Below are 18961 nucleotides of genomic sequence, written 5' to 3' on the forward strand. Positions count from 1 at the left end.
GTCGTGTCTTCCTTCCGGTTGAGGATCTCGATCTGCAGCGATGACCGGAACGACTCCATCATCGCGTTGCCGAGCCCGTCGCCCACGGAACCGGACGAGAGCGACGATCCTGCGGAGCGGATCCTCTCCCACTGGATGCACCTGATTCCCGAGCGCGAACCTCACCGGCATCCAGCCGGGGACCGTCTTCGCGCATCGGGTCCGTCAGACGGCTGGGTCAGAACCTCCTGGGTGAGGGTGTTCATGCGGGAGTCTCGCTCTCCATGTCAGAGTTTTGGGTCGCGGGGTCTTCGGGTGCGCTCTGCGGTACCGGGGTGGGCTTGCGGAGGAAGAGCGCGAGAACGATGCCGGCGATGCTGATGAACCCGCCGATCCGGAAGGCGGTGTCGACGCCGTCCGCAAGTCCGGAGAGGCCGTCCGGGGCGACGGTCGCTGTGGACACGACGGTGAACAGCGTGACGAACAGGGCCGTCCCGGCGGCACCGGCGACCTGCTGCAGGGTGTTCACGATCGCGCTCGCGTGCGGGTAGAGCCTAGGAGCCACGGACCCGAGCGCGGTGGTCATCAGCGGAGTCATCATCAGTGCCGTTCCTATGCTGAGCAGCATGTGGATGGCGACGACGAGCCAGACCGGGGTGCTCGCACCGAGCGTGGAGAACAGGAACATCACGCCCGTGGCGATCACCGCACCGGGCAGGATCAGCGTGCGCGGGCCAACCGTGTCGTAGGCCATGCCGATGAAGGGCGCGAGCGCTCCGGAGAGCAGTCCACCGGGGAGCAGCACGAGGCCGGCGACGTAAGCGGGCTCACCGAGCACCTGCTGCACGTACAGGGGCAGCAGGATGAGCGACCCGAACAAGGACACCGAGACCGCCACGATCATCGCCGTGGACACCGTGAACAGTCGCTCCGAGAAGACCCGGACGTCCAGCAGCACCCGATCCGTGTTCCGCAACGCGAGCTGTCGCATCACCAAGGCGAGCAGGGCAAGGGCCCCGATGGTGAGCGGGATCCAGATCGGGACACCACCTACCTGGCCTGCCTGCTCGCCGATACTGGCCAGCCCATAGATGACGCCGGAGAAGCCGACCGCGGACAGCACCACCGAGAGCACGTCGAACCGGGCCGGCATCGTCGTAGTCACGTTCCGCAGCCACACAGCACCACCGATCACCGCGAGCACCGCGGCGGGCAGCACCAGGATGAACACCCACTGCCACCCCAGCGCCGAAACGATCACCCCCGACACCGTTGGTCCAAGTGCGGGCGCCGCCGCGGTGACGATGGTGACCAGACCCATCGTCCGACCACGCCGCTCGGGAGCCACCAACTGCATGACCGTGGTGAACAGCAACGGGAGCATGATCGAGGTGCCACACGCCTGCACGACGCGGGCGACCAGCAGCACCTCGAAGGTGGGCGCGAACGCCGCGATCGCCGTGCCGACCGCGAACAGCCCCATCGCCGTGAAGAAGTTCCGACGCAGCGTGAAGCGCTGGAGAAGCACCCCGGTGACCGGGATCACGACCGCCATCGTCACCATGAACGCCGTCGTCAACCACTGCGCCTGCGCCGCGGAAACCCCGAAGCCGTCCATGATGTGCGGGATCGCGACCCCCATCGCCGTCTCATTCAGCACCACGACGAACGCGGAGACGAGCAGCAGAACGATCGCAGGCCCTGTGCGTGTCGAGGTCGGGGCGGCTGGCGGCGCAAGGATGGTCATCGACATCTCCTGTTACTAAGTGTGGTGTTGGTACTAAGTACCTTATTCGTATTGGATGCTAACATAGCATCATGGCGCACTATTCCCCGGCGGAGACTTCTGTCCCCGATCTCCGTGAACGGCGCAGGCGAGAGCTTGCCCGCGCGATCGCGCTCGCCGCGGTGGAGCTGTTCGAGCAGAACGGCTTCCAGGCCACGACCATCGATGACATCGCCGCGGCCACGGGCATCTCCCGCACCACGTTCTTCCGCCACTGCGCGACGAAGGAGGCGGCTGTCCTCGTCGACGACGCGGGCCTCGAAGCGGAACTCCTCTCGGCGGCCGGGTCCGCCAACCCGCAGCGCCCACTCGGCGATCTGGAGGGGGCGTGGGAGCCTATGACCGTCCTCTTCGATGAGGACCACGAGGGGCACAACAGGTTCCTGCGCGTACGCCGTCTCATGCGGCAGTACCCCGCGCTGCTCGCCGCGGGCCTCGAACGCGATGCCAGGCTCACCGCGCATCTGGCCGAGCGGCTGACCGAGCACGCCGGCCTGGCACCCCTGGATGCGCACGCCGTCGCCGAGTCGTTCTCGCTTGGGATGCGGCTGAGTTTCGATGAGTGGGTCCGTGCGGTGGACGCCGAGCCCGAGCACCCCGCGTCGCTCACGGACATCTACACCCGGGTGCGCACCGCGCTGCGCGAGGCGATCCAGGAGCCCACCCCATGACGCACACCTTCGACGAGGCCTACTGGGAAGCGCACTGGGGCAGCGCCGAGGGAGGTGGGATGCCACCGCACCCGGCCCTCGATACCGAGCTCAGTTCCCTCACTCCCGGCACCGCGCTCGATGCCGGGAGCGGAGAAGGCGCCGAGGCGTTGTGGCTTGCCACACGTGACTGGGAGGTCACCGCCGTCGACATCTCCGCCGAAGCCCTTCGACGCGCAGCGTCACGCGCGCCCACGGATGTGCGGTCCGTACGTTGGATCGAGGCCGACCTCACCCGCTGGGAACCCGAGACGACCTACGACCTCGTCACGACCTTCTACGCGCACCCCACGATTCCACAGGTCGAGTTCTACCGGCGCATCTCCCGCTGGGTGACCCCCGGCGGGGCGCTGTTCATCGTCGGTCATGCCCACGGTGCTCCGCACGGTGGCCACGGCCACCATCCTGCACAGGCCACTGCCTCTCCGGAGTCGGTCCGTGCGATGCTCGACGACACCGAGTGGGACCTGCGCACCGCCGAGACCCGCACACGCCACGCCCGCGGCATGACCCTGAACGACATCGTCATCCGGGCGCACCGGCTGCCCTGAGCCCGCTCCTCAGCAGGAAGTCCGTGCGCGCAAGGGGTCGAGTGCAGGTTCAGCTCCCGAGCCGAACACACAGCCCAGCTCTACTCGCGCCAGCCGTTCTGCTCACTCAGGATGGTGGTCATCCCGCGGCCATGCGGTGACGAATCGGTCGAGGAGCTCGGCAAAGACGCGGGATTCGTCGGGCGTGAATCCGGCCAGCGCTTCGGCCACGGCAACCTGGCGGGTGCGGTGCACATCGTTCACGAGCGCCTTGCCCTGCACGGTGAGGCGGATCAGAGCGTAGCGCGAGTCGTCGGGGTTGGGCTGGCGTTCGATGAGTCCGTCGTCGAGCAACTCGGTCGTCAGCCGACTGGCCCGGGGGCGATCGACGCCGATCGCCTCGCCGATCTCGGAGATCGCCATCCCTTGCTCGGCATCCTCGAGGGCGTCGAGGTACCGGAAGCGGGCGGCGCTGGCCGGGGAGGCGGCAGCGGGATCGCCGTTCGCCCTCGTGCGATGCAGGCGGCGTGCTTGCTGGTCCCGGCGGATACGCACGAGCGCTCGTTCGACCACATCCTCCGGCTCGCGCTTCGACATGACTGCAATACTACAACAGTTGTCACTTGACAATCATAAGCCGTGTGAGCAGGATAGTTGTATGAATACAACCGATAGACGGGATCAGCCTCCGATCGGCCTGCTCCTGCGCAAACTGGACAACCTCGTCAACGAACGGTTCGAGCGAACCCTCGGCACGCGCGACATCACTCGCCGCCAGTGGCAGCTGCTCCACACCCTCGCCGAACGACCCACCACCCTCGACGCCCTGAACACCGCGGTCGCGCCCTTCCTCGATCAGGCCGCAGGCGAGACGGCGAAACAGCACCTCGACCCGCTCGCGAAACTGGGCCTGGTCACGTCAACGAGCGATGTGTACGAGCTCACGGGCGCCGGCCGGACCCTGTTCGACAGCTTGGCCGAAGACGTGCAGACGACGCGCGATCTCACCGTCCGGGGCCTCGCCGACGGCGAGTACGACCGCACCATCGCCAATCTCCAGGCGATGATCGCGAACTTGGAGGACAACGCATGAGCGGCCGCATCCGGTACCGCCTCTGGCGCCGCCTCCTCCTCGCCGTCGCCGCAATCGTGCTCTACGCCGCAATCGCGTTCACGCTCGCCGCACTGATCCCCGACGGCTCCTGGCCCGCCATCGGCGACAACGGGTTCTCCTCCGGCCAGGCGACCGTCGTCCCCGCCCTCAACGTCTTCGTCGCGGGCGCGATCATCCTGGCAATCCTCCAGCCCGTCCTCCCGACGGCTGCTCGGGTCGTCCTGGACATCCTGCTCGGCATCGCCGCTGCGGCCGCCGGCCCTGGCCTGTCCATCGTGAGTGGCGACAGCACTGCGGCGGGACTCCTCACGCCCGGCATCCTCGCTCTCGCCGGAGTCGGGATCGTCGTCGCCCTCGCACGCACCGCTATCGCCACACGCGTGACCGGCTCCCCCGCCACAGCCACCTAGTCCAGCGCCACCCGCCAACCGGGGCCGGCCCCGGGCATCCCCTGTGGCGATGCGGCTTGCGCAGCCTCACGGTCCTGACCACAACCCTCGGGCGCTCCGCGGCATCGGCTAAGCGGGCCGAGCATGCGAATACCCCGGGTCAATGCGACGAGCGTGTTGATCGATGACTGCGCCAGGAGCTCGCCCCTCCTGTTCTTGTTCTGTCGGAGAAGGCACAAAAAGAGGCCCGGATCTGCAGAAACGTGCAGATCCGGGCCTCTACCAGCCCTTTTCAGGGCCAGGTCGGATCACAGACCTCAGAAGTCCCAGTCCTCGTCTTCCGTGACCACGGCCTTGCCGATCACGTACGACGAGCCCGAGCCCGAGAAGAAGTCGTGGTTCTCGTCGGCGTTCGGCGAGAGGGCCGACAGGATCGCCGGGTTCACGTCGGTGACGGCCTTCGGGAACATGGCCTCGTAGCCCAGGTTCATCAGAGCCTTGTTGGCGTTGTAGTGCAAGAACTTCTTGACGTCCTCGGTCAGGCCGACCGAGTCGTAGAGGTCTTGCGTGTACTGCACCTCGTTGTCGTAGAGCTCGTAGAGCAGGCTGAAGGTGTAGTCCTTGATCTCGTCGCGCTCCTGCTGCGAGACGCGCTCGAGGCCCTTCTGGAACTTGTAGCCGATGTAGTAGCCGTGCACGGCCTCATCCCGGATGATCAGGCGGATCATGTCGGCCGTGTTGGTGAGCTTCGCTCTGCTGGACCAATACATCGGCAGGTAGAAGCCCGAGTAGAACAGGAACGACTCGAGCAGGGTGGATGCCACCTTGCGCTTGAGAGGCTCGTCACCCCGGTAGTAGTCGAGGACGATGTCGGCCTTCTTCTGGAGGTTCGGGTTCTCGACCGACCAGCGGAACGCCTCGTCGATGTCCTTCGTGTTGCTCAAGGTGGAGAAGATCGAGGAGTACGACTTCGCGTGCACCGACTCCATGAACGCGATGTTCGTGTAGACGGCCTCCTCGTGCGGGGTGATCGCATCCGGGATGAGCGAGACGGCGCCCACGGTTCCCTGGATCGTGTCGAGCAGGGTGAGGCCGGTGAACACCCGCATGGTGAGCTGCTGCTCATCCGGCGTCAGGGTGTTCCACGACTGCACGTCGTTCGACAGCGGGATCTTCTCCGGCAGCCAGAAGTTGTTGACGAGCCGGTTCCAGACCTCGACGTCCTTCTCGTCTTCGATCTTGTTCCAGTTGATGGCCTGCACGTGGCTGACCAGCTTGAGCTTTTCAGGGGTCATGATTCGCGTCCGCGTCTATAGGGTTCGGGTGGGGTTAGAGCATGCAGCTGACGCAGCCGTCGACCTCGGTGCCCTCGAGGGCCATCTGGCGCAGACGAATGTAGTAGATCGTCTTGATGCCCTTCTTCCAGGCGTAGATCTGGGCCCGGTTGATGTCGCGCGTGGTGGCGGTGTCTTTGAAGAAGAGGGTGAGCGAGAGACCCTGGTCGACGTGCTGCGTGGCCGCGGCGTAGGTGTCGATGATCTTCTCGTAGCCGATCTCGTAGGCGTCTTCGTAGAACTCGAGGTTGTCGTTCGTCATGAACGGCGCCGGGTAGTAGACGCGGCCGAGCTTGCCCTCCTTGCGGATCTCGATCTTCGAGGCGATCGGGTGGATCGACGAGGTCGAGTTGTTGATGTACGAGATCGAGCCCGTCGGCGGAACGGCCTGCAGGTTCTGGTTGTAGATGCCGTGCTCTCGAACGGATGCCGCGAGCGCCGCCCAGTCCGCCTGCGTCGGGATGGCGACATCCGCCGTCTCGAACAGCTCGGCCACGCGGGCCGTCGCCGGCACCCACTCCTGCTCGGTGTACTTCGTGAAGAACTCGCCGGACGCGTAGGTGGAGTCCTCGAAGCCCTCGAAGGCCTGCTTGCGCTCGATGGCGAGGTTGTTGGAGGCACGGATCGCGTGGTACAGCACCGTGTAGAAGTAGATGTTCGTGAAGTCGATCCCCTCCTCCGAGCCGTAGTGGATGCGCTCGCGGGCGAGGTAGCCGTGCAGGTTCATCTGGCCGAGGCCGATCGCGTGGGTGCGGTCGTTGCCGTCTTCGATGGAGCGCACCGAGGTGATGTGGCTCTGGTCGGAGACGGAGGTGAGGCCGCGGATCGCGGTCTCGACGGTGCGGCCGAAGTCGGGCGAGTCCATCGCGAGGGCGATGTTCATCGAGCCCAGGTTGCAGGAGATGTCCTTGCCGATCCGGTCGTACGACAGGTCGACGTTGTAGGTGGTCGGCGTGTTGACCTGGAGGATCTCCGAGCACAGGTTCGACATGTTGATGCGGCCCTTGATCGGGTTCGCCTTGTTGACGGTGTCTTCGTACATGATGTACGGGTAGCCCGACTCGAACTGGATCTCGGCGAGGGTCTGGAAGAAGTCGCGCGCCTTGATCTTCGACTTCTTGATGCGCGGGTCGTCGACCATCTCGTAGTACTTCTCGCTCACCGAGATGTCGCCGAAGGGCACGCCGTAGACGCGCTCGACGTCGTAGGGCGAGAACAGGTACATGTCCTCGTCTTTCTTGGCGAGCTCGAAGGTGATGTCGGGCACGACGACGCCGAGGGAGAGCGTCTTGATGCGGATCTTCTCATCCGCGTTCTCGCGCTTGGTGTCGAGGAAGCGCATGATGTCGGGGTGGTGCGCCTGCAGGTAGACGGCGCCGGCGCCCTGGCGCGCGCCGAGCTGGTTGGCGTAGCTGAAGGAGTCTTCGAGCAGCTTCATCACGGGGATGATGCCCGAGGACTGGTTCTCGATCTGCTTGATCGGCGCACCGGCCTCGCGGATGTTGGAGAGCAGCAGGGCCACGCCGCCGCCGCGCTTGGAGAGCTGCAGAGCCGAGTTGATGCCGCGGGCGATCGACTCCATGTTGTCTTCGATGCGCAGCAGGAAGCAGGAGACGAGCTCGCCGCGCTGGGCCTTGCCCGTGTTGAGGAAGGTGGGGGTCGCGGGCTGGAAGCGGCCGGCGATGATCTCCTCCACGAGCTGGATCGCGAGCTGCTCGTCGCCGTCGGCGAGGCCGAGGGCCGTCATGACGACGCGGTCCTCGAAGCGCTCGAGGTAGCGCTTGCCGTCGAAGGTCTTGAGCGTGTAGGAGGTGTAGTACTTGAAGGCGCCGAGGAAGGTCTGGAAGCGGAACTTCTTCGAGTAGGCGAGGTCGTTGAGCTTCTCGATGAACTCGAAGGGGTAGCGCTCGATGACGGCGCGCTCGTAGTACTCGTTCTCGATGAGGTAGTCGAGGCGCTCGCGCAGGTTGTGGAAGAACACCGTGTTCTGGTTGACGTGCTGCAGGAAGTACTGTTTCGCGGCTTCCCGGTCTTTGTCGAACTGGATCTCGCCGTTGTCACCGTAGAGGTTGAGCATGGCGTTGAGCGAGTGGTAGTCGAGCTCCACTTTGGGAGCCTCGATCAATGTTGTTTCCACAGGGAGTCCAATCCTTCGTGGACGATGCGCACATCATCCGGAGTTCCGAATACTTCGAAGCGATAGAGGTGGGGAACCGTGCACTTGGTCGCGACGATGTCGCCGGCCAGGGCGTAGGCCTTTCCGAAATTGGTGTTGCCGGCGCCGATGACCCCGCGGATGAGCGACCGGTTGCGCTCGTCGTTGAGAAACCTGATCACTTGCTTGGGTACGGCGCCGTTCCCGTCTCCGCCGCCGTAGGTGGGGAGGACGAGCACGTAGGGCTCCGACGCCAGGAGCGGCTGCTCGCGGGCGTAGAGCGGGATGCGTTCTGCGGGTCGGCCCAGCTTCTCGACGAAGCGATGGGTGTTACCCGAGACGCTCGAGAAGTAGATGAGCTGAGTCATTGCTCCGGGTGGTCAGGCCAGGCGCGCCGCGAGCTCGGCGATCTTGTCGGGGCGGAAGCCCGACCAGTGGTCTTCGTCGGTGATGACGACGGGAGCCTGGAGGTAGCCCAGCTCCTTGACCGTCTCGAGCGCGTGCTCGTCGGCGGTGACGTCGAAGATCTCGTATTCGATGCCCTTGCTGTCGAGGGCGCGGTAGGTCGCGTTGCACTGAACGCACGCGGGCTTGCTGTAAACCGTAATCGCCATGTCTTCTGGCCTCTCCCGTAAATCCCGTAAAGAAAAACTGTTGTCGTGCTCACGAGCGGACCGTGATGTCCCCCGTGCCTCAGAGTCGAGCTTCGAGTGGCGGTCTGCACTGTTCTGCAGGGCGTTCCGACTGCGGCGTTCTCTGTCGTTTCAGCGCTTGCCTTCTCGCCGTCGTCCTGCCGCTGTTCTCACGCTTCAACCGGGACTCGTTCCCCGTTCGACCTGGGACTATCAATACTACATCTAGTGGTTCGACAACACACCCATCACTAGATGCAGTAATTACATTTGTGTAGTTATCCACCGTCCGCCCCCACGGTTTTCAACAGCCCGCGGATGCCGCAGCCCCGCCATTTCGGGGGTGTCGACGCGTTATCCACAGGACCGATTCCCCAGCGATTTTTTTCTGCACAGAAGTGTCGCGGCGTGTCGCCGCACGCGTCACTTTCACGTGTCGCCGCACATCTCGCCGGCGTCCCGTCGTCGCCATCCGCCCCGCACGACTTTGCCTCCAGGCCTTCACCCCCCGTTCGGGTGCCGCTAGGCTCGCGGCACAGCCTCGTCAGAGACCGTCCATAGAAAAGGCACAGACGCGAAAGGCACACCGACGTGAAGAGAAGCGCATTGGCACTCACCGGAATCGGGGCGGCTGCCGTCGGCCTCGTCGTGGGCGGGATCCCCACGGCGGCGGTCGCGGCATCCGTCGACCCCACCTCCTTCGTCGAAGCGGTGACCGTCGACGGGGTCATGGAGCATCTGGCCGAGCTCCAGGCCATCGCCGACGCGAACGGCGGCAACCGGGCCGTGGGCACCCCCGGATACGAGGCGAGTGCGCATTACGTCGAGCAGACCCTCCGGGAGGCCGGCTACACCACGAGCCGCCAGCCCTTCGACGCCGTCACACAAGAGATCACCGAGTACGAGCTCGCCGTGATCGGCGCGGCCGCGATCCCCGTCGTCGGCATCCCCTTCGAGGGCACGACCGCGACCCCCGACGGCGGCATCGAGGGCGTGGCCCTCGCCCCCGCCGATCCGCTCGGCTGCAGCGACGCCGCCTGGGAGGGCGTGACTCCCCCGGCCGAGCTCTGGGTGGCCGTCGTCAGCCGCGGCGAGTGCAACTTCTCCGACAAGACGCTCACGGCGGCGGGCCTCGGCGCGGCCGCGATCCTCGTCTACAACAACGAGGACGGCGACCTCAACGGCACCATCGCCCCGCAGCTGCCGGAGTACATCCCCTCGGTCGGCATCACCCAGGCGGAGGGCGAGGCGGTGCTCGCGGAGCTCGACGCCCCGGTGACCGTCGCCCTGAACGTGCAGGAGGTGACCTCGACGGTGCCGACCTTCACCGTGCTCGCCGAGACCCCCACGGGCCGCAGCGACAACACGGTCATGCTCGGCGCGCATCTCGACAGCGTTCCCGAGGGCCCCGGCATCAACGACAACGGCTCGGGCTCGGCGGCGATCCTCGAGATCGCGCAGCAGCTCGCGGCGTCCGGGGAGCTCAACAACCAGGTGCGGTTCGCCTGGTGGGGCGCGGAGGAGGTCGGGCTCCTCGGCTCGTACCACTACACCGACGACCTCGCGGTGAACGACCCCCGGGAGCTCGAGGAGATCGCGACCTACCTCAACTTCGACATGGTCGCCTCGCCGAACTACGTGATCAGCGTGTACGACGCCGACCAGTCCAGCTTCGAGGCGCCCGTCGAGGTGCCCGATGGCTCGATCGCCACCGAGGCCGTCTTCACCGACTACTTCGACTCGATCGGCCAGCCGTGGATCGACACGGCCTTCGACGGCCGCTCCGACTACGACGGCTTCATCGCCAACGGCGTGCCCGCGTCCGGCCTGTTCACGGGTGCCGACGGTGTGAAGACGGATGCCGAGGCGGCACTCTTCGGGGGCGTCGTCGGCGAGCAGCACGACCAGAACTACCACACCGCCGGCGACGACCTGGCGAACGTGAACCAGGAGGCGCTCGGCATCTCGCTCGGCGCGATGGCCTTCGCGACCGCGGCCCTCGCCGACGACACCTCGGCGATCAACGGCGTGCTGCCCCCGGCGGAGCCGACGCCCGATCCCACGACGCAGCCGACCGCAGACCCCGCCGTGCCGGTCGCAGGCCCCGCGCGGCTGCCGGCCACCGGCGCGGAGGCTCCCGCCGTGGGCGGGATCGCCGCACTCCTGGCGGTGCTCGGACTCGCCGCGATCGCGATCGCGCGGGTGCGCAGGGACCACCGGGTCACGAGGAGCGACGACTAGCCCGCGACCCCCGTCGCGGCACCGACGGCCCACCCCCACGGGCGGGCGTCGCGACGCACTCCTGAGGGTGCGTCGCCGGCGGCGGCGCGGGCCTCCCTCCGGCCCGCGCCGTCGCGCCTCCCGAGGCCGAGCGCAGACCCTGCGCACACCCTGAGCACGACTTGCGCCTGCCCTGCGCACGCCCTTGCGCACGCCTCCCGCACACCTCCCGGGGCGGGTGGACAAGGGCGGGAAGTGTATCGTGTGCATGTGATGAGTCGAAACCCAACACCGGGCTCGCAGACTTCATTGCGCGAAGCCAACCGTGCTCGGCTCGTGGATGCGCTCAAGCACCACGGCCGTTTGACCCAGGTCGAACTCGCCGGCGCGACCGGCCTCTCGCCTGCGACCGTGTCCAACATCGTGAAAGAGCTGTCGGCCTCGGGCGTGCTGCACACGAGCATCACCTCGCGCAGCGGACGCCGCGCCATCCAGGTCTCTCTCGCCCGCCAGCTCGGGCTCGTCGCCGGCCTGCACTTCTCGAGCCGCCACCTGCGCGTCGCCATCTCCGATGTCGCGCGCACGATCGTCACCGAGAACCACGTTCCGCTCGCCCCCGACCACCGCTACGACAGCGAGCTCGACCGCGCGACGCTGCTGCTCACCGACATGGTCGAGTCGATCGACGCCTCGCTCTCCGACCTGCTCGCCGTCGGGGTCGGCATGCCCGCGCCCGTCGACACCCGCACCGGCATGATCTCCACCCCGGGCCTGCTGCGCGGCTGGGAGGGGGTCGACGTCGCCCAGTCGCTCGGCAACCGCATCCAGCGACCGGTCTTCGTCGACAGCGAGGCCAACCTCGGAGCCACGGCCGAGGCCCGCGACGGCGCGGCCCGCGGCTCGAACGGGGCCGTCTACATCCGCGTCGGGCACACGATCAGCGCCGGGCTCATCATCGGCGGTCGCACCTTCCACGGAGTCACCGGCAAGGCCGGCCAGATCGGCCACGTCACGATCGACGAGAACGGCCCGATCTGCCGCTGCGGCAACCGCGGCTGCCTCGAGACGATCGCCGGCGGTCGGGCCCTGCTCGACCTCTTCCACAGCGATCCGAGCGTGCAGCGGCTCAGCGACCTCATCATGCGCGCCGAGAGCGGCGACGCGAGCTCCCGGCGGGTGATAGCGGATGCCGGCCGGCACATCGGCATCGCCGCCGCGAGCCTCTGCAACCTCTTCGACCCCGAACGGCTGGTGATCGGCGGCGAGCTCGCGATGTCGGGCGAGACCCTCCTGGCACCGCTGCGGCACGCGCTCGAGCGCTCTGCGCTGGGCAACGGCGCCGACGTGGCCGAGGTCGTGCAGAGCGAGCTGGGCGACCGCTCCGAGCTCATCGGATGCCTCGCCCTGGCCATCGACAACGTCTCCGTCGAGGCCGACACCCGTATCGCCGCCAACGGCTGACCCACGGCGTCACCCCCGCGCCACCCGCCGCGCCGTCCCTGTGCCGTCGCCGCGCCACCCCGTGCCGCCCCGCCCTCGCCCCCTCGGTACATTGTCGACACATTGAATTCGAAAGATAACGGCATGATCACAGTCCGTTATGTCTTGAGTTCAAAAGTTGACGCCAATGACGCGCGGTGACAAACTCAGACAAAACCGCCAAAGAGGGCGGTCCAGTGAGAGGTAAGTCAATGAAGAGCGCCAGCAAAAAACTCACATTCCTCGCCGTCGGCATAATGCTCACCGCCGGCGCGCTCACAGCCTGTGCGTCAGGCAGTGGGGATGGATCGTCGGCGAGTTCCGGCTCGGGCGAGGGAGCAGGGGTCAAGATCGGCCTCCTCCTGCCCGAATCGAAGACCGCACGCTACGAGCAGTTCGACAAGCCGTTGTTCGAGGCCAAGGTCGCCGAGCTCGGCGACTACGAGGTCCTCTACTCCAACGCCGACCAGGACGCGTCCAAGCAGCAGCAGCAGGCTGAGTCCGCGCTCACCTCCGGCGTCAAGGTGCTCGTGCTCGACCCGGTCGACGCCGAAGCAGCCGTGAGCATCGTCTCGGCGGCCAACGCCCAGGGTGTGCCCGTCGTCTCCTACGACCGTCTGGTCGCCGGCGGAGACCTCGACTACTACATCTCGTTCGACAACGAGAAGGTCGGCGTGCTGCAGGGCCAGGCGATCACCGACAAGCTCAAGGAGGACGGCAGCACCGGCGGCATCCTGATGGTCAACGGCTCGCCGACCGACGGCAACGCGACCCTCTTCAAGAAGGGCGCGCACAGCGTCATCGACACGAGTGCCAACAAGGTGCTCGCCGAGTTCGACACGCCTGACTGGAGCCCGGACAAGGCCCAGGACTGGGTCGCCGGCCAGATCACCCAGTTCCCGGGGCAGATCGCCGGAGTCTACGCGGCCAACGACGGCACCGCCGGTGGAGCGGTCGCAGCGCTGAAGGCCGCGAACGTCACCCCGTGGCCGGTCATCACCGGCCAGGACGCCGAGCTCGCCGGCATCCAGCGCATCGTTGCCGGAGACCAGTACATGACCATCTACAAGGCCATCAAGGCGGAGGCCGAGAAGGCTGCCGAGATCGCGGTCTCGCTCGCCAACGGTGAGACCGTCGAAGGCGACACCGACACCGACGGAACGCCGACGACCCTGCTCGACCCCGTGGTCGTGACCATCGACAACATCATGGACACGGTCGTCGCCGACGGCTTCTACACGGTGGCCGACATCTGCACCTCCGACTACGCCGACGCCTGCGCAGCAGCCGGCATCCAGTAGCCGGAACCGCCGGATCGACTAACACACAATCGAATAACACACAAACAGTAGCGCTCAGAGGGCTGGCCGGGATCAAATGGTGTTCCCGGCCAGCCATTCGCTGCGAGCCCGGCGAGAACGGGTTCACGAAACGCAAGGAATGCATATGACGTTGACGTCAGAGTCCACCGCCGAACGGAACCGCGCGGGCGACCACATCCTGTCGCTCCGCGGAGTCGGCAAGACCTTCGGTGCCATCCAGGCGCTGTCAGACATCGCGCTCGACGTGTACGCGGGCGAGGTCGTCGCGATCGTCGGCGACAACGGCGCGGGCAAGTCCACGCTCGTCAAGATCCTCGCCGGGGTGCACCCGCAGGATGGCGGCACCGTCGAGTTCGAGGGCAAGAAGGTCACCATCAACAGCCCCGCCGACTCCAAGGCGCTCGGCATCGCGACCGTCTACCAGGACCTCGCGCTGTGCGACAACCTCGACGTCGTCGCGAACCTGTGGCTCGGGCGCGAGCTCACCCACGGCGGCTCGCTCGACGAGGTCGAGATGGAGAAGCGCTCCTGGGCGCTGCTGCGCGAGCTGAGCGCCAAGATCCCCTCGGTGCGCACCCCCATCGCCTCGCTCTCGGGCGGCCAGCGCCAGACCGTGGCGATCGCCCGATCGCTCATCGGCGAGCCGCGCATCGTCATCCTCGACGAGCCGACCGCCGCCCTCGGCGTCGCCCAGACCGCCGAGGTGCTCAACCTCATCGAGCGTCTGCGCGAACGCGGGCTCGGCGTTCTGCTCATCAGCCACAACATCGCCGACGTGCAGGCCGTCGCCGATCGCGTCGTCGTGCTGCGGCTCGGCCGCAACAACGGCGACTTCCTGGTGCGGGATGTCACGAGCGAGACCATCATCGCGGCCATCACGGGCGCCACCGACAACGCCGTCACCCGACGGGCGGCCAGCAAGCACACCGACCCGACCACCCCCACGACCATCACCACCCCCACACCGGAGGAGACGGCATGAGCGCACCGAACACCACGAACGACGTCGCCCAGGATGCCACGGCCTCGACGCTCGCGACCGACCTGCAAGACGAGCGGCTGATCCAGAACGCCGGCGGTGTGCGCGGCGCGGTCGGCGGCTTCTTCGGCCGGATCCGCGGCGGCGATCTCGGCTCGATCCCGGTGATCGTCGGGCTCATCGTCATCTGGGCCGTGTTCCAGATCCTCAACCCGAACTTCCTGTCGAGCACGAACCTCGTCAACCTGACGCTGCAGTGCGCCGCGGTCGGAACGATCTCGATCGGCATCGTGCTCGTGCTGCTGCTCGGCGAGATCGACCTCTCCGTCGGCTCGGTGAGCGGGCTGGCCTCGGCGATCCTCGCCGTGACCTTCGTGCAGCTGGAGTGGCCGCTCATCGTCTCGCTGCTCGCCGCGATCGCGGCCGGGGTGGTCATCGGCTTCTTCTACGGCTTCCTGTACACCCGCTTCGGCGTGCCGAGCTTCGTGATCACGCTCGCCGGCCTGCTCGGGGTGCTGGGCATCCAGCTCTGGGTGCTCGGTTCGACGGGATCGATCAACATCCCCTTCGACTCGTGGATCGTGCAGTTCGCGCAGCAGATGTTCCTGCCGGCCTGGGCCTCCTATGTGCTCGTCGCCCTGACGGCCGCCGTGTTCGCCTGGCAGCTCGTGAGGCAGGCACGACGACGCACGAAGGCGGGACTGTCGGCGCACTCGTCGGGATCGATCGCCGTGCGCAGCATCGGACTGCTCCTCGTGCTCGGCGTCTCGGCCTGGTACCTCAACCTCACTCGGGGCGTCGGGGCGATGTTCCTCTTCTTCCTCGTGCTCGTCGTGATCGTGAACTACTTCCTCACGAGCACCCGCTGGGGCCGCTCGGTCTACGCGGTCGGCGGCAACGTCGAGGCGGCCCGGCGTGCCGGCATCCGGGTCAACCGGGTCTACATCTCGGTGTTCGTGCTGTGCTCGACCTTCGCGGCGGTCGGCGGCCTCCTGGCCGCGGCGCGACTCGCGGCGGCCAACCAGGGCTCGGGCGGCGGCGACGTCAACCTGAACGCGATCGCCGCGGCGGTCATCGGCGGAACGAGCCTCTTCGGCGGCCGCGGCTCGGCGTTCTCGGCCCTGCTCGGCATCGTCGTCATCCAGTCGATCTCCTCGGGCCTCACGCTGCTGAACCTCGACTCGTCGATCCGCTACATGATCACGGGCGCGGTGCTGCTGCTCGCGGTCATCATCGACTCGCTCTCGCGCCGCTCGCGCAAGGCGGCCGGGCGCGCGTAGCCGTCAGGGCGCGGCGACCCGAAGCCCGCCCCCTCATCGCGGCACGTCAATGTCCCGCGGGCACGTGATTTCTCTCGTGCCCGCGGGACTTTTGCGTGCCGCGACGGTGATCCACCACGTCATCCGCACGACACCAACACCGGATGACGCGAGCTCGCGTCATCCACAGAAGCGGGCTTCCCGCCCAGAACACGCCTGTAGCCGGGTAACAATCGCGTGTGGCGAAGAAAGCAGCGATATCCAGAACCGTCCAGTGGGGCGCACGAGCACAAGAGGCACAGCGAACGACGGAAACACAGCGAACACGACGGCCGCAAGAAAAGACACGGGCGCCACGTCCGCAAGAGATTCTCCACCTGCGAGCGGCGATCGAGGCTGCCACGGCCAGGCACGGCCCCGTGATCCGGCGAGCCGACCTCCTCGATCTCGGACTTTCCCAGCGCGTCGTCGAGAACGCCACGGCCTCGGGTGAGCTCGTGCACGTGCGCCACGGATGCTTTGTGCTCGGCGAGATCTGGCGGGCCTCCGGCGACGGCGGACGCCACCGCCTCGTCGCGGCGGCTGCGGCACGAGCCGCGCGACATCCGCTCGTCTTCTCGCACGCCACGGCAGCCGCTCTGCACGGCCTGCCGCGGATCGGGCGCTGGCCCCGCACGGTGCACGTGAGGACAACGGGGGCTGCGGGCGGCTCCTCCTCTCGAACGTCGACAGCCCATCGCGGCGGCAGTGCTCCCGAGATCGTGACGGTCGAGGGGCTGCACGCGACCTGCCTCGCCAGAACTCTCATCGACATAGCCACCAGCGAGTCCTTCCTCGTCGCTGTGGCGATGCTCGACCACGCGCTTCGGGTCGATCAGGAGCGCGAACAGGACGAACTCCGGCGACTGGGGTACGCGCGGCCCGCGCTCACCGTGGCCGAGCTCGGTGCGGAGCTCGAGCGCGCGAATCTGCGAACCGGCGTGCGGGCGGCACGAGCCGCGCTGGACTTCGCGAGTCCTCTCGCTGGAAGTCCCGGCGAATCACTGAGCAGGGTGCGGATGCTCCAGCTCGGGTTCGAGGTGCCGGAACTGCAGACCTGCTTCCCGAACGCTGCCGGACACGATCGTTTCGTCGACTTCTTCTGGCGTTCTGTCCGAATCATCGGCGAGTTCGACGGCCGTCTGAAGTACACCCGCGGCCGGGTTCTCGGGGATCGCGACCCCGCGGACGTCGTGCTCGACGAGAAGCTGCGCGAAGACGCGCTCCGCCCTCACGTGAGCCGGCTTCTCCGCTGGGATTGGGATCGTGCGTTCTCGCCGACGGCGTTCCACGCGTTCCTCACCGAACACGGAGTTCCTCGTGCCTGACCGCTCCCTCATGCCCGCCTGCGCATCTGCGCCTGCATCCTGCTTCGGTCGCTCCCTTTTCCCCGCCCACTCGCGGCACGTGAAAGTTGCGGGGGCACGTGGAAAATCGCGTGCCCCCGAGACTTTCACGTGCCGCGAGTGGGCAGCGAGCGCCCGTGCCCGCCGAACCGGCCAGGGCCGGGGGCTAGAGGCCCTGGGCGAGCCGGTAGTAGGCCTGGTTCCAGTGCACCTCGCGCTGGAAGGCGCGCAGCTCGGTGCTCGAGTCGATCACGAGCAGCTCGGTCTTCGCGATCTCGGCGAAGTCGGCGAAGGCCTCGATGCCGAGCGCGGTCGACATGACCGTGTGGTGGGCGGCGCCCGCGGTGAGCCAGGCGGCGGCGGATGTCGCGAAATCGGGCTGCGGCTTCCACACGGCCCGGCCGACCGGGAGGTTTGGCAGCGGCGCCGTCGGCGGCACGACGTCGACGACGTTGGCCACGAGACGGAACCGGTCGCGCATGTCGCTCAGCGCGACCACGACGGCCGGGCCCGAGTCGGCCGTGAAGACGAGACGCACGGGGTCGTCTTTGCCTCCGATGCCGAGCGGGTGGATCTCGAGCGTGGGGCGCGCGGTCGTGAGCGACGGCGAGACCTCGAGCATGTGCGCGCCGAGGATCTTCTCGTCGCCGGGGACGAGGTCGTAGGTGTAGTCCTCCATGAGCGAGGCGCCGCCGGGCAGGCCCGCGCCCATCACCGAGGCGACGCGCACGAGCACGGCCGTCTTCCAGTCGCCCTCGGCGCCGAAGCCGTAGCCCTCGGCCATCAGACGCTGCACGGCGAGGCCGGGCAGCTGCTTCAGTGCGCCGAGGTCTTCGAAGCTCGTGGTGAAGGCGCCGAAGCCGCCCTCCTCGAGAAAGGAGCGCAGGCCCAGCTCGATGGCCGCGCCGTCGCGCAGAGAGGAGTGGCGCTCTCCCCCGCGCCGCAGCTCGGGGACCACGTCGTACAGCTCTTCGTACTCGGCCACGAGCGAGTCGACATCCGACGAGGATGCCGCGGCCACGGCATCCGCGAGCTCGTTGACCCCCCAGGTGTTGACCTGCACGCCGAACCGCAGCTCGGCCTCGGTCTTGTCGCCCTCGGTCACGGCGACGTAGCGCATGTTGTCGCCGAAGCGCGCGAGCTTGAGCTCGTGGGAGGCCGCCCAGCCCGCGGCGGCGCGGGTCCAGGTGCCGATCTGCTGCTGCACCACGGGGTTGGTGGCGTGGCCGACGACGGTCTTGCGCGCGACGCCGAGCCGGGTCTGGATGTAGCCGAACTCGCGGTCGCCGTGGGCGGCCTGGTTGAGGTTCATGAAGTCGAAGTCGATCTCGCCCCAGGGCAGCTCGACGTTGGCCTGCGTGTGCAGGTGCAAGAGCGGCTTCTGCAGCGCGTCGAGACCGGCGATCCACATCTTGGCGGGGCTGAAGGTGTGCATCCAGGCGACGAGGCCGATCACCGCGTCGTCGGCGTTCGCCTCGAGGGCCGCGCGCCGGATCGACTCCGAGTCGGTGAGCACGGGCTTCCAGACGATGCGAACCGGGATGCCGGCCGCGTCGTCGAGCGCGCGCGCGATCTGCTGGGACTGCTCCGCGACCTGCCGGAGGGTCTCCTCGCCGTACAGGTTCTGGCTGCCGGTGAGGAACCAGACCTCGTACTGCTCGAGGGAGGTGGTGAGCTGGGGCATGACT

17 protein-coding genes and 1 pseudogene are annotated in these 18961 nt (G+C 67.3%); 10 read left to right on the forward strand and 8 right to left on the reverse strand.

Translation table 11 applies throughout. The features are described from left to right. Positions 1–8: 8 nt before the first annotated feature. Positions 9–125 (reverse strand): annotated as a pseudogene (locus CLV54_RS18015) (IS3-like element ISAar24 family transposase); the annotation flags it as partial. Positions 126–241: 116 nt separating this feature from the next. Next, positions 242–1726 carry an MDR family MFS transporter gene (locus CLV54_RS15060; RefSeq protein WP_245861761.1) on the reverse strand — a complete coding sequence of 495 codons (1485 nt, stop codon included), beginning with the start codon at positions 1724–1726 and terminating at the stop codon, positions 242–244. A 71-nt stretch (positions 1727–1797) separates the two neighbouring features. Here CLV54_RS15060 and CLV54_RS15065 point away from each other — a divergent pair, with 71 nt between their 5' ends. Both CLV54_RS15065 and CLV54_RS15070 read left to right on the forward strand, forming a co-directional pair. Continuing rightward, positions 1798–2436 carry a TetR/AcrR family transcriptional regulator gene (locus tag CLV54_RS15065; protein WP_100345798.1) on the forward strand — a complete coding sequence of 213 codons (639 nt, stop codon included), beginning with the start codon at positions 1798–1800 and terminating at the stop codon, positions 2434–2436. Next, positions 2433–3026 carry a class I SAM-dependent methyltransferase gene (locus CLV54_RS15070; protein ID WP_100345799.1) on the forward strand — a complete coding sequence of 198 codons (594 nt, stop codon included), beginning with the start codon at positions 2433–2435 and terminating at the stop codon, positions 3024–3026. The genes CLV54_RS15065 and CLV54_RS15070 overlap by 4 nt, the downstream gene beginning before the upstream one ends. Before the next feature lie 102 nt (positions 3027–3128). Here the strand turns inward: CLV54_RS15070 and CLV54_RS15075 are convergent, their stop codons facing one another. Beyond that, positions 3129–3602 carry a MarR family winged helix-turn-helix transcriptional regulator gene (locus tag CLV54_RS15075; protein ID WP_100345800.1) on the reverse strand — a complete coding sequence of 158 codons (474 nt, stop codon included), beginning with the start codon at positions 3600–3602 and terminating at the stop codon, positions 3129–3131. Between the two features lie 61 nt (positions 3603–3663). On the opposite strand from CLV54_RS15075, the gene CLV54_RS15080 reads away from it, so the two are divergent. Next, entirely contained in the window at positions 3664–4098 is a 435-nt protein-coding gene (locus CLV54_RS15080) for a MarR family winged helix-turn-helix transcriptional regulator (protein WP_100345801.1), read from the forward strand. After that, complete coding sequence (locus CLV54_RS15085) at positions 4095–4529, forward strand: hypothetical protein (RefSeq protein ID WP_100345802.1); 435 nt, start codon at positions 4095–4097, stop codon at positions 4527–4529. Before CLV54_RS15080 ends, CLV54_RS15085 begins: the two co-directional genes overlap by 4 nt. Before the next feature lie 296 nt (positions 4530–4825). Here the strand turns inward: CLV54_RS15085 and nrdF are convergent, their stop codons facing one another. Genes nrdF through nrdH form a run of 4 tightly spaced genes read right to left on the reverse strand, consistent with a single transcriptional unit; the run spans position 4826 to position 8611 of the window. Further along, positions 4826–5803 carry a class 1b ribonucleoside-diphosphate reductase subunit beta gene (gene nrdF / locus CLV54_RS15090; protein WP_100345803.1) on the reverse strand — a complete coding sequence of 326 codons (978 nt, stop codon included), beginning with the start codon at positions 5801–5803 and terminating at the stop codon, positions 4826–4828. A 34-nt stretch (positions 5804–5837) separates the two neighbouring features. Beyond that, the gene (gene nrdE / locus CLV54_RS15095; protein ID WP_281258190.1) at positions 5838–7979 is read right to left on the reverse strand and encodes a class 1b ribonucleoside-diphosphate reductase subunit alpha; all 2142 of its coding nucleotides are present in this window, start codon (positions 7977–7979) and stop codon (positions 5838–5840) included. Continuing rightward, the gene (nrdI, locus tag CLV54_RS15100) at positions 7964–8365 is read right to left on the reverse strand and encodes a class Ib ribonucleoside-diphosphate reductase assembly flavoprotein NrdI (RefSeq protein WP_100345804.1); all 402 of its coding nucleotides are present in this window, start codon (positions 8363–8365) and stop codon (positions 7964–7966) included. Before nrdI ends, nrdE begins: the two co-directional genes overlap by 16 nt. Before the next feature lie 12 nt (positions 8366–8377). After that, positions 8378–8611 (reverse strand): glutaredoxin-like protein NrdH, encoded by a 234-nt coding sequence (gene nrdH / locus CLV54_RS15105; RefSeq protein WP_100345805.1) that lies wholly within the window; start codon positions 8609–8611, stop codon positions 8378–8380. Positions 8612–9235: 624 nt separating this feature from the next. On the opposite strand from nrdH, the gene CLV54_RS15110 reads away from it, so the two are divergent. From CLV54_RS15110 to CLV54_RS15135, 6 genes are all read left to right on the forward strand, one after another. Further along, on the forward strand, positions 9236–10870 hold the full coding sequence (locus tag CLV54_RS15110) for a M20/M25/M40 family metallo-hydrolase (RefSeq protein ID WP_245861762.1): 1635 nt from the start codon (positions 9236–9238) through the stop codon (positions 10868–10870). Positions 10871–11122: 252 nt separating this feature from the next. Beyond that, positions 11123–12310, forward strand: a complete 1188-nt coding sequence (locus CLV54_RS15115) for an ROK family transcriptional regulator (RefSeq protein ID WP_100345807.1) — start codon at positions 11123–11125, stop codon at positions 12308–12310. Between the two features lie 230 nt (positions 12311–12540). After that, on the forward strand, positions 12541–13629 hold the full coding sequence (locus CLV54_RS15120; protein ID WP_100345808.1) for a sugar ABC transporter substrate-binding protein: 1089 nt from the start codon (positions 12541–12543) through the stop codon (positions 13627–13629). Between the two features lie 145 nt (positions 13630–13774). Further along, positions 13775–14632, forward strand: coding sequence for an ATP-binding cassette domain-containing protein (locus CLV54_RS15125; RefSeq protein WP_100345809.1), 858 nt, complete (start codon positions 13775–13777; stop codon positions 14630–14632). Further along, the gene (locus CLV54_RS15130) at positions 14629–15909 is read left to right on the forward strand and encodes a sugar ABC transporter permease (RefSeq protein WP_100345810.1); all 1281 of its coding nucleotides are present in this window, start codon (positions 14629–14631) and stop codon (positions 15907–15909) included. Before CLV54_RS15125 ends, CLV54_RS15130 begins: the two co-directional genes overlap by 4 nt. Positions 15910–16307: 398 nt before the next feature. Next, positions 16308–17255 carry a hypothetical protein gene (locus CLV54_RS15135; RefSeq protein WP_100345811.1) on the forward strand — a complete coding sequence of 316 codons (948 nt, stop codon included), beginning with the start codon at positions 16308–16310 and terminating at the stop codon, positions 17253–17255. 184 nt (positions 17256–17439) lie between these two features. Here CLV54_RS15135 and araA read toward each other — a convergent pair whose 3' ends face one another. Then, positions 17440–18957 (reverse strand): L-arabinose isomerase, encoded by a 1518-nt coding sequence (gene araA, locus CLV54_RS15140; protein ID WP_100345812.1) that lies wholly within the window; start codon positions 18955–18957, stop codon positions 17440–17442. Positions 18958–18961: the final 4 nt, after the last annotated feature.

The organism is Compostimonas suwonensis (assembly GCF_002797855.1).
Classification (GTDB): Bacteria; Actinomycetota; Actinomycetes; order Actinomycetales; family Microbacteriaceae; genus Compostimonas; species Compostimonas suwonensis.